This window comes from Phycisphaerales bacterium (assembly GCA_020852515.1).
Classification (GTDB): Bacteria; Planctomycetota; Phycisphaerae; order Phycisphaerales; family UBA5793; genus UBA5793.
Genome location: JADZAS010000016.1, coordinates 457,342 through 468,061 on the forward strand (window position 1 = coordinate 457,342; position 10,720 = coordinate 468,061).

The window sequence follows — 10,720 nt, forward strand, 5'->3', positions numbered from 1 at the left end:
GCCGGCCCATGCGACAGACCCGCGAAATCATCACCACCCTGCTCTCGAACATCGGCTCGCGCAAGGAAGTCGATCAGTACCTCAAGCAGTTCAGCAGCGTGGACTCCAAGCGTTTCGCGGTCGTCAAGGTCGGCGGCGGCATCGTCACGCACCATCTCGAAGCGCTGACTTCGGCGCTGACGTTTCTGCACCACGTCGGCCTGTATCCCATCGTCCTCCACGGCGCCGGGCCGCAACTGGATGTGGCGCTCAAGGAAGCGGGGATCGAAACCAGCCGCATCGACGGCCTGCGCGTCACCACTCCCGCCGTGCTCGACGTGGCGCGCAAAGTCTTTCAACGCGAGAATCTCAAACTCGTCGAAGCGCTCGAGAACCTCGGCACGCGGGCCCGCCCCATTACCGCCGGCGTCTTCGAAGCCCGGCCGGTGCAGGACGAGCGCCTCGGCCTGGTTGGCGAAGTCACCGGCATCCACCTCGACGCGATCGATTCGAGCATCCGCTCGGGGCACCTGCCGATTCTCGCGTGCCTGGGCGAAACTTCGGGCGGGCAGATTCTCAACATCAACGCCGACGTGGCGGCGTCGGAGCTGGCGCTCAAACTCCAGCCGCACAAGATCATCTTCCTCACGCCCACGGGCGGGCTGCTCGACCAGCACGGGAGGATCATCCCGGCCATCAACCTCGCCGAGGAGTACGAGCACCTCATGAGCCAGGCGTGGCTCGGCGGCGGAATGCGGCTGAAGCTCAAAGAGATCAACGATCTGCTCGAACAGTTGCCGCATACTTCGTCGGTCTCGATTACCTCGCCCGAGCATCTCGCGCGCGAACTGTTCACGCATCGCGGCTCGGGCACGCTGGTGCGCGCCGGCGAGCGCGTCCGCTGCTACTCGTCGTTCGGCGAGGCGGATGAGCCGCGCCTGCGGGCTTTGGTTGAGAGCTGCTTTCAGCGGAAGCTCGACGACAACTACTTCGAAAAAAAGCAGTGCTACCGCCTCTATCTCTCTGACTCGTACCGCGCGACGGCGATTCTGACGCTCGAAGACGACATTCCCTACCTGGACAAGTTTGCCGTCACGAAGGAGGCGCAGGGCATCGGCCTGGGTGCCACGCTCTGGCTGCGCATGCGCGAGGACAATCCGAAGATGTTCTGGCGCAGCCGAACCGAGAATCCGATCAACCCGTGGTACTTCGAGAAGGCCGACGGCAGTTACCGCACGGAGAAGTGGACGGTGTTCTGGTACGGCCTGGACGGCTTTGCCGAGGTGCAGCACTGCATCGAAATGGCGCTGGCGATGCCGCCGTCGCTCATCGCCCACGGATCGGTCGAGCCGTGAGCGCCGGCAAGCGCACCAGCATCGGCGTGGTCGGCGCACGCGGCTACGTGGGCGGCGAACTCGTGCGCCTGATCGCGGCCCATCCCCATCTCGAAATTGCGTTCGTCAGTTCGCGTTCCACCGCCGGACAGGATGTTGCAGCACACGTGAGAGGCGCGCCCGCCGGGCTGAAGTTCAGCAGCCTCGACGCGCCCGAAGTCGCGGCTTCGTCGGCGGATGTCATCATCCTGGCGCTACCCAACGGGGAGGCGCACCGCTACGTCGCCGCGATCGACGCCGGCGATCGCCCGGATCGAGTCATCGTTGACGTCAGCGCCGATTATCGATTCGACGATAGTTGGGTCTACGGCCAGCCGGAGCGCTTTAGGGAACGCATTCGCGGCGCCCGGCGCATTTCCAATCCCGGCTGCTACGCCACCGCCGCGCAGCTCGCCATCGCGCCGATGCTCGATGCGCTGGGCGGCCCGGCGACGGTGTTCGGCGTGTCGGGCTACAGCGGCGCGGGCGCCACGCCCTCGGACAAGAACAACCCTGAAATTCTCCGCGATAATCTGCTGCCCTATTCGTTGACCGGCCACATCCACGAGCGCGAAGTGGCGCGGCACACCGGCTGGCCGGTGCACTTCCTGCCGCACGTTGCGCCGTTCTTCCGCGGCATCACGGTTACGGTTTCGCTGCCTCTGGCCCGTGCCATCACCACTGAAGAGATGCAGCAGCGCTACGAGCGAGCCTATGGCCATGAGCCACTCATCCGCCTGACAGCCAGTCCGCCACTCGTTCGCGATATCGCCGATCGGCACGAAGTCTGCATCGGCGGCTGGGCGGTGGGCGATGAGCCGCTTCGCGCTGCCGTCATTGCGACGATCGACAACCTGCTCAAGGGCGCCGCCACGCAAGCCATACAGAACGTCAACCTTGCCTGCGGCTTCGATGAGCTGGAGGGCATCGCCAATGGCTGAACAGCCTCTCTGGGACAAGGGCGGCGCGAGCATCGACGAGCGCCTCATGCGGTTCCTCGCCGGCGAAGACGTGCGGCTCGACCAGCACCTGCTGCCTTACGACATCCGCGCATCAATCGCGCATGTGAATGGGCTGCATCGCATCGGCATTCTCGACGGCAAGGAGACCAAAGCGCTCGTCGCCGCGCTCGAAAGCCTGCGGCAACTCGTCGCAGCCGGCCAGTTCGTGCTCGACGATCGCTACGAAGACGGCCACTCCGCCATCGAAGCGCACCTCACCGAGCAACTCGGCGACATCGGCCGCAAGGTGCACACCGGCCGCAGCCGCAACGACCAGGTGCTCGTCGCTACGCGTCTGTATCTGCGCGACCAGCTCGACCGGCTCACCGCGCTGGCGCTGGACACCGCTGAGATGTTCCTTGAGCGCGCCAAAGCCGACGCGGCCACGCCGATGCCCGGTTACACGCATCTGCAGCGGGCCGTGCCTTCGACGGTCGGCCTGTGGTGCGCCGCGTTTACCGAGTCGTTCAGCGACATCGCCGCACTCGCCCAAGGCATGCGCCGCTGGATCGACGCAAGCCCGCTGGGCACCGCGGCGGGCTACGGCGTGAATCTGGATCTCGATCGGCAGGGCGTCGCCGATGAACTCGGCTTCACGCGCGTGCAGATCAACGCCATGTACGCCCAGAACAGCCGGGGCCGCTTCGAGCTGGGTGCGATGCATGCGCTGCACCAGGCGCTGCTCGAAGTGCGCCGCTTCGCGTGGGACCTGAGCCTCTTTACGACCGAGGAGTTCGGCTTCGTCGCGCTGCCGCAGCGCTTCACGACGGGCAGCTCCATCATGCCCAACAAGCGCAACCCTGATGTCGTCGAACTGCTCCGAGCGTCGTGCGGCGTGGTCGAAGGCGCGGTGGCGGAACTTGCCGCCGTCTTGTCTCTTCCCAGCGGCTATCAGCGCGACCTGCAGGCGACCAAGGAACCGATGATCCGTGCATTCTCGCGCGGCCTGGCGGCGCTGGCGATCGTGCCCGACCTCGTCGCGTCGATGGAGTTCGACCGCCCGCGCATGCGCGAAGCCATCACGCCGGCCATGTTCGCGACGGATCGCGCCATCCAACTCGCGGCCGAGGGCGTGCCGTTCCGCGAGGCCTATCGCCAGGTCGGTCGCGAGATCGAAGCGATGAGAGACCTGCCCATCGAGCAGAGCATCGCGCAGCGCACCTCGCTGGGCGGCAGCGGCAATTTGGGCCTCGACGTGCTTCGCCAGCGTCTCGACAGCCTCCGCGCCTGACGCGCAGGCGCCTCTCACGCGAAGCGCAGCGAATACACCAGCGGGAAGTGATGCCCGAGACACTTCCAGCGCTCGCCGCGATCGGTCGAGACGTACACGTTGCCCGTGGTCGTGCCGAAGGCGAGCGTGTCGCCGACCTTGTCGAGGCCGTGGCGGTACACCACGTCATAGCACTGATCCTGCGGCAGTCCCTCGCGCAGCACCTTCCAAGTCTTTCCGCCGTCGGTCGTGCGACTGATGCACAGCGCGCCATCCACCGCCACGCGGCACTCATCGGCGATCGCCGGCGCCACCCAGGCCTGGTGCGGATCAAGCTCATCCACCGCGACGGCAAAGCCAAACGAGGCCGGTCCGCTCTTTTCAGACACATTCACCCACGAGCGGCCGTCATCCGTGCTCTTCCAGATGCCGCAGTGGTTCTGCTGCCAGAGGTGGCTCGTGTTGCCGGGGCACATCACCACGAGGTGCGGGTCGTGTCCGACCTCGGGGTTGGGTTCGGGCAGGAAGTTGGACTTGAGGCCACTGTTGCGCACGGTCCACGACATGCCGCCGTCGGTCGTCTCGAACGTGCCGGCGCAACTGATGCCGACGAGCACGCGCCGGCTGTTGGCGGGATCGACGATGATGGAATGAATGCCGGCGTTGTCGCGTCCACCGCCGAACCACTGGCCGGCGAGGCGCGACGGGTGATCCCACAGCGGCCGGTTCAGTTTCCACGTGTCGCCGCCGTCGCTGCTCACGAACAGGCCGCCGGGCTCGGTGCCAATGTACATGCGGCTGGGTTCATCGCCGCCGCCGGGCGCAATGCACCAGATGTACCGGAGCGTGGCCGGCTTTTCGGGCGCCTTTGGGTCAACGCTCATCATCGAATTCTTGACGACCTCACCAGCGGGATACTTCGGCGCGGGCACTTCCTCCCACGTCTGGCCGCGGTCTCTGGAGCGAGAGAGTTTGCAGCCCCAGTGTCCGTGATCCTGCCCGGCCCAGAGCGTGCCGGTGCGATGGTCGATCATCGCGTAGGAGATCGGCACGCCGAGGAATGAGGTGTTGACGAGCCTCCACTCGCCGCCTTGGCGGTCGAAGAGGAACAGTCCCTTGCGCGTGCCGAGGATGAGCGTGTCGCTGGTGCGGGCCATGTGAATCTCCGATGAGGTCGCAGGACCGGGCACTCAGCCGCCTGAGAGCGCCTGCATGATGTGAACCTTCGACTCCGACTCAAGCGGGTCCGAAAGAGCCTGACGGTCGTGAACGGGGCGACCGTTCACAAAAACATTGACGTGCTGTCGCAACGCCCGCTGATCGTCCACAAGATAGCCAGCCAGGCCGGGAAACCGCGTCTCCAGCCGCTCAACGAGTTCAGCCACGGTGCGGGCATTCACGTCGAGCGCCGGATGCTCGGCGAGGGCGGGAAAGAAGCGGTGCAGATGACGGGTGAACTCCACGCGGGCCATCACGGCCTCCGTCTCTCGTTGCCATCCACAACCATACCCATTGCACCGCGCCGAGTTCAGCGTCGGCGCTAACCGGCCACGACGGCAGTGGATTCCGAGGCGTGCTCGGCGCGACCGGGGTCGGCGTGGTCGCTGTGCCGCTCGATCGGGGGCGCGGCGGGCGGCGGTTCGATCTTCGGCGGCGGATAGAGCAGCAGCCGCAGACCGTTGGCCACGACCAGCAGGGTTCCGCCTTCGTGTCCGAGGACGCCGAGCGACAGGTTGATCCACCCCGCCAGAGTTCCGACTGCCAGCAGCGTAATGGCCGAGAGCGCGAAGATCAGATTGATGCGGATGGTCCGCCGTGTCTGCCGCGCGAGGCGCACAGCCCATGTGACCGCACGGAGGTCTTCGTTCATCAGCACGACATCCGCCGTTTCGAGCGCTGCATCCGAGCCGATGCCCCCGATGGCGATGCCGGCGTCGCTGGCAGCGAGCGACGGCGCATCATTCACACCGTCTCCCACGACGCCGACGCTTCCATGCTCGCTGCGCATCTTCTCGACGAAGGTGAGTTTTTCATCCGGATGCAGTTCGGCGTAGTAGGCGTCGAGTCCGAGATGCGCGCTGAGGCGCTGGGCCACGCCCTGCACGTCGCCAGTGAGCATGACGATCGGCCTGACGCCCAGTTCGTGAAACTCGCGCACCATCTCCGCGCCGCCCGGCCTCGGCTCATCGCGGAGAACAAACACGCCGGCCTGGTCGCGCCAGGCGAGAGCGACGGCCAGCGTACCTCGCTCGTGCAGCACCTCCATGACGTCGTGCACGCGCGCGTGCAGGCAGATGGGCATGAGATCTTTGACGTGCGCAAAGCGGCCCAGGCGCACCTCCGACCCCTCGTACATGCCAGAGACGCCCAGTCCGGGCTGGAAACTCAACCGGTCGCACGAAGTCGGATCCACGCCGCGCCGCTGGGCTTCGGCGATGATGGCCTCGGCGAACGGGTGCGTTGAACCCTGCTCAAGGCCGGCCGCCAGCGCCAGCAGCGTGCTGGCGTCGGACCACGCGACGGGATGCACCTGCTGCACGCGGGGCTTACCCATGGTCAGCGTTCCGGTCTTGTCCAGGGCGGCGCAGCGGAACGTGGCCAGCCGCTCGATCGACTCCCCGCCTTTGAAGAGCACCCCCGCGCGGGCGGCGCGGCTGATGCTCGAAAGCGTGGCCGTCGGAGTGGCAATGATGAGCGCGCAGGGGCTGGCCACGATGAGCAGCGTGATGGCCGTGTACGCCGCGTCCGCCCACGCCCGATCGAACGCGAAGTGGAGCACCGCCAGCACCACAGCGCAGATCACCACGACGCTCACGCTGTAAGGCATCGACAGGCGATCGATCAACTGCTGCACGGGCTGGCGCCGCTCCTGGGCGCTGAGCACGAGATTGAGCACGCGCTGCAGACTCGAATCGCTCGCGAGCCGGGTGACGCGCACTTCGATCGGGTGACTTTCGTTGATGGTGCCGGCGAACACATCATCGCCCGGCGCCACCGAGCGCGGCAGCGATTCGCCGGTGAGCGACGCCTGGTTGACTTCGGTGCCGCCGCGCACCACGATGCCGTCCGTCGGCACGCGTTCGCCCGGCCGCACGAGCACGACGTCATCCACGCGCGCTTCGTCGGGCTCGATTTCGATCCACTCGCCGCCGCGCTGCACGAGCGTCTCGGTGGGGATCATGCTGTTGAGCGCCGCGACGGCCGAGGTGGTGCGCTTCATCGCCAGATCTTCGAGCGCCCCCGAGAGCACAAACAGGAACAGCAGCAGCGCCCCTTCCTCGGCGTGTCCGAGCCATGCGGCAAAGCCGGCCCCGAGCACCATGAGGACGTCGATGTTGAACTGCCAGTCGCGCAGCGCCTCCCACGCCGCCCGGCCGCCGTAGATCATCCCGATTCCCAGGCTGATCCAAACCAGCCACTGCCCGGTCGTGGCCGGCGCGTGCAGCCCCGGCTCGTGGCCGCCGTCGACCAGCCTGATCAGGCCGTATCCCAGGGCCAGCAGCACTCCGGCCAGGATCGCCGCCGCGAGTTCGTGGTGGCCCGCGATGCGCGTGTGCCAGCCGATGCTCGACGGGGCCCCGTGTTGAGAAGTCAGCGACATGTGCCGAAGTTTATTCGGCTCGATCGCGTCGCAGCCGCAATGGGCCGACGCCTCAAGCAAGCGGCCGGACGCGGCGTCGAATCGGGGTCAGCCCCGGAACCTGCCGATACTATTTGAACTGTGCCCGAGCCGGGGCGGATGGCCTCGTGAGTTTCATCGCGGAAGGACGCCCGTTCGATGGGGTCGAATCAGATAAGACGCATCGGCCTGCTGACCGGCGGCGGGGACTGCCCCGGCCTCAACGCCGTTATCCGAGCCGTCACCAAGGCGGCGATCATGAACTATGACGTGCAGGTTTTCGGCATCGAGGACGGGTTCCTCGGCCTGGTGCAGAACCGCATCCACGAACTGCTGCTTCAGGATGTCTCGGGCATCCTGACGGTCGGCGGCACCATCCTCGGCACTTCAAACAAGTGCAATCCCGCCCACTATTGCACCTCGCTCGACGAGCGCGGCGTGCCGATCTTCAAGGACGTCACCGACCGCTGCCTCGAGCACTACCAGCACTGGCGCCTTGATGCGCTCGTCGTGATTGGCGGCGATGGCACCATGAGTTGCGCCAAGAACTTCGTCCGCCGCGGCATCACCTGCGTCGGCGTGCCCAAGACCATCGACAACGACCTCATCGGCACGGACATCACCTTCGGCTTTCAGACCGCCGTCGAGACCGCCACCTGCGCCATCGACCGCATCCACACCACCGCCGCCAGCCACCACCGCGTCATGGTCGTCGAAGTCATGGGCCGCAACGCCGGGTGGATCGCCCTGCACGCCGGCGTCGCTTCCGGTTCGGACATCATCCTCCTGCCCGAGATCCCGTTCGACTATGACATCATCTGCGAGTTCATCGGCGAGCGCCACACCCACCACCGCACATGCACGATCGTGTGCGTGAGCGAGGGCGCGCGGCCGATCGACGGTAGGCAGGTGGTCAACCACCATGATCCCACCAGCCCCGATCCCATTCGCCTCGGCGGGATCGGGAAGATCGTCGCGGACGAGATCGAGAAGCGCACCGGGGCCGAGAGTCGCGTCACGGTCCTCGGCCACGTGCAGCGCGGCGGCACGCCGATTCACTCCGATCGCCTGCTGGGCACGCGATTCGGCTTCCACGCGATCGAACTCCTGATGGCGGGCAAGAAGAACCGCCTGGTGGTCATGCGCAACCACCAGGTGACGGACATCGACATCCTCGACGCCGCCGACAAGCAGCGCCTCGTGCCGCTCGATGATCCGCTCATCGCCGCGGCCCGCGCGGTGGGCACGTGCTTTGGCGATGCGATTCCGGCTCAGTAAATCGCGCGGTCGTCAGTCGGCGTGCCGAACTTCCATGGCCTTGGCCTGTCGGATGATGTCGCTGGCGAGCTCCGCCGGGGCGCCTTCGACGATGAAGACCTCCCGGCCGCGCCGCGCCAGCCGCCCGGTGTCATCGGCCTCATTGCCGGAGGGATAGGCGATTTCGCCCGAGTCCTGGACGTAGTTGTCAACCGGCTCGGCCAGGCCGCACTTGACCTTCAGGATCGACTTATAGGCGTCGAAGAACTCCTGCGCATCCTTTTCGGAATCCCACGTCGTCACGAGCGCGAACATGACGCAGCCGTCTTCGCGCTGGTAGGCCCGGTAGAGATCGCCGTCCCAGCCTGCGGTCGCCCGGTTCGCCTTGGGGCCGGGGCAGTCAAAGTTGCGCAGGAGCAGCGCGAGGTAGTATTCGCCGTGCCGGGCTGAATCGATCTGCTTCCAACCGGCTCGGTCCAGGTCATCAAGCGCCGGCAACGTGACGAGCGTCGGTTCATCACGCGGCCCGGTGAACTTGTCGGGATGCATGACCTGCTCGCTGGTCGTCGGCAGGTTTCGGTAGGCCTCGGCCACGCGCTCCCACCCGCCCGCGTGCCGCAGTTCCATGGTGAAGTAGGCGCCCTTGATGTACGCCGCCATGAGCGGATGCAGGATGTAGGGCGGGATCTTGTCCATCGACTCGATCGCCTTGGCGATGTCGCCGCCTTCGAGGCCCATCGCGGACATGTCAACCTGCTTGCTTAACTGGATGAGCGCATCGGGCTCCATGTTCGCCTGCATGCGAAAGGCCATGGTCTCCATTTCCGGGTTGGCGGAAAGGTCCATGCCCATCGTCTTGGTCTGCCAGAGCGTCTGGACGTAGGTCGCCTCGCCTTCGACGAGAAATCGCACGGCGAGCACTTGATCGTCGTTGCGCACGTCCTCGGTCTGCTCTTCTTCCATCTTCTCAAGCAGCGCACCGAGTTTGAAGTGCTGATCCTGCAGCGCGTGGACCAGTTCATGGGCCGCAACGGTCTGCAGAAGCACCGGCGCCATGTCGGTCATGAGGTAATAGAACTTACCCGTCTCCGGGTCGTAGTAGGCCCCAGCCTGGCTGAGCAGGGCGCTCTTGAACTCTTCGCTCAGGTCGATGGGCTGCTTGAGCATGCCCAGCCGCACGAGCCCGGCCATGAAGCCGCCGACCTTGTCCGGCGGGAACATCGTCTCCAGTTCCTCGTCGAGATACTCCGCCCAGTCCTCCATCGACTGGTGTTCGGCCGGAACGTCCTTGAGGAACTTGAGTCCGCGGATCTCCGTCAGTTGCGCTTCGATATCCGTCAGATCGGGCAGCGCGGGGGCCTGGGCGGGCTCAGCAGGCGCCGAAGCGGGATCCGGAGGCGGCGCCGGCGGCGAGGCGCAGGCGAAGGCGGCGGCCGCCAGAGCGACAACGGCGAACCCGCGATGATTCAAATTGCGGCCTTGACTCGACATGCAGTTCTCCTGTACCGGCACGGCTTTGGGGCGGACTACCTGAAGCAACCTCCAACTGTAGGCTGGCGGCCCACCGACCCCGCATGATGCGCAGCCCGGCAAGCCCCCTGAAGAGGGGTTGGAAGAGGCGGGTGGTTAGGCCCTCCCTGACGAAAAAAGCAGATGATTTCTTGCTTTCCGACTCGCTCTGGCTTGCAATGGAGCGGGCCTGAGGTAGGATTTTGCGCTCCAACAGAGGGGGAGTAGATTTCTTTGCCTCTGGGTGAAGCCGAATCGATCGCGCTCGCCATCTGGCTTTTGTGTTTTCGGTGTGCACCTCGGCGCGACCAGCGTGTGTCAAGCCGAGCCGGGAACCCGGAGTGGGGGCTTTCCGATACATCACACTCGCGTGGCATCACGGTCGCCGAAAGGCGTCTGAAGATGTTGTGTGATTACCCGCGCTACGAAGGGTCATGATGTTCATGCCCCGGGCGGGGAGATGTTGGTTTCAATAGGAGAGTGGTTATGAAGAAGATTCAGGGTTTCGCGGTTCTCGCAATGGGCCTGTGCGCTGCCGCGGCCCAGGCGCAATTTTCGGCTGTCGGCCCGAACGCGACGGGCGTCGGCCAGGGCGTCATCGCCCAGGACGAGTACATGATCGACGACGGCAGCACTGAAAACCTGCTCGGCTGGACGGCCGGCGGCACGATGGCTTGGATCCAGTGGTTCGACGCCGCCGGCGGCGCTGACACCCTCAGCGAAATCCGCATCATCAACGGCTCGGCCCTCTATCCGGGTTACGGCAACGGCA

Annotated in this window: 9 protein-coding genes; 5 read left to right on the forward strand and 4 right to left on the reverse strand. The window is 65.8% G+C overall.

Annotated features, from left to right (window positions below):
- Nucleotides 1–8 precede the first annotated feature (8 nt).
- From IT430_13750 to argH, 3 genes are read left to right on the forward strand one after another with little or no spacing between them, the layout of a single operon-like run.
- Nucleotides 9–1,334 carry an acetylglutamate kinase gene (locus tag IT430_13750; GenBank protein ID MCC6909003.1) on the forward strand — a complete coding sequence of 442 codons (1,326 nt, stop codon included), beginning with the start codon at nucleotides 9–11 and terminating at the stop codon, nucleotides 1,332–1,334.
- Nucleotides 1,331–2,293: an N-acetyl-gamma-glutamyl-phosphate reductase gene (locus tag IT430_13755; protein MCC6909004.1), complete on the forward strand. Its 963-nt coding sequence runs from the start codon at nucleotides 1,331–1,333 to the stop codon at nucleotides 2,291–2,293. The genes IT430_13750 and IT430_13755 overlap by 4 nt, the downstream gene beginning before the upstream one ends.
- Nucleotides 2,286–3,584 (forward strand): argininosuccinate lyase, encoded by a 1,299-nt coding sequence (gene argH / locus IT430_13760; protein ID MCC6909005.1) that lies wholly within the window; start codon nucleotides 2,286–2,288, stop codon nucleotides 3,582–3,584. The genes IT430_13755 and argH overlap by 8 nt, the downstream gene beginning before the upstream one ends.
- Nucleotides 3,585–3,598: 14 nt before the next feature.
- On the opposite strand, the gene IT430_13765 is transcribed toward argH, so the two are convergent.
- The 3 genes from IT430_13765 to IT430_13775 all read right to left on the reverse strand — a co-directional run bounded on the left by IT430_13765 (nucleotide 3,599) and on the right by IT430_13775 (nucleotide 7,164).
- Nucleotides 3,599–4,720 carry an exo-alpha-sialidase gene (locus tag IT430_13765; protein ID MCC6909006.1) on the reverse strand — a complete coding sequence of 374 codons (1,122 nt, stop codon included), beginning with the start codon at nucleotides 4,718–4,720 and terminating at the stop codon, nucleotides 3,599–3,601.
- 33 nt (nucleotides 4,721–4,753) lie between these two features.
- A complete protein-coding gene (locus tag IT430_13770) occupies nucleotides 4,754–5,035 on the reverse strand; it encodes a MoaD/ThiS family protein (GenBank protein MCC6909007.1) in 282 nt (93 codons plus the stop codon).
- A gap of 68 nt (nucleotides 5,036–5,103) precedes the next feature.
- Entirely contained in the window at nucleotides 5,104–7,164 is a 2,061-nt protein-coding gene (locus tag IT430_13775) for a cation-translocating P-type ATPase (protein MCC6909008.1), read from the reverse strand.
- 177 nt (nucleotides 7,165–7,341) lie between these two features.
- Here IT430_13775 and IT430_13780 point away from each other — a divergent pair, with 177 nt between their 5' ends.
- Nucleotides 7,342–8,460 (forward strand): 6-phosphofructokinase, encoded by a 1,119-nt coding sequence (locus tag IT430_13780; GenBank protein MCC6909009.1) that lies wholly within the window; start codon nucleotides 7,342–7,344, stop codon nucleotides 8,458–8,460.
- Between the two features lie 12 nt (nucleotides 8,461–8,472).
- On the opposite strand, the gene IT430_13785 is transcribed toward IT430_13780, so the two are convergent.
- Nucleotides 8,473–9,930 carry a hypothetical protein gene (locus IT430_13785; protein ID MCC6909010.1) on the reverse strand — a complete coding sequence of 486 codons (1,458 nt, stop codon included), beginning with the start codon at nucleotides 9,928–9,930 and terminating at the stop codon, nucleotides 8,473–8,475.
- Between the two features lie 504 nt (nucleotides 9,931–10,434).
- Between IT430_13785 and IT430_13790 the strand changes: the two genes are divergently transcribed.
- Nucleotides 10,435–10,720: hypothetical protein (locus IT430_13790; GenBank protein MCC6909011.1), on the forward strand; the 286-nt coding region annotated here is incomplete at its 3' end.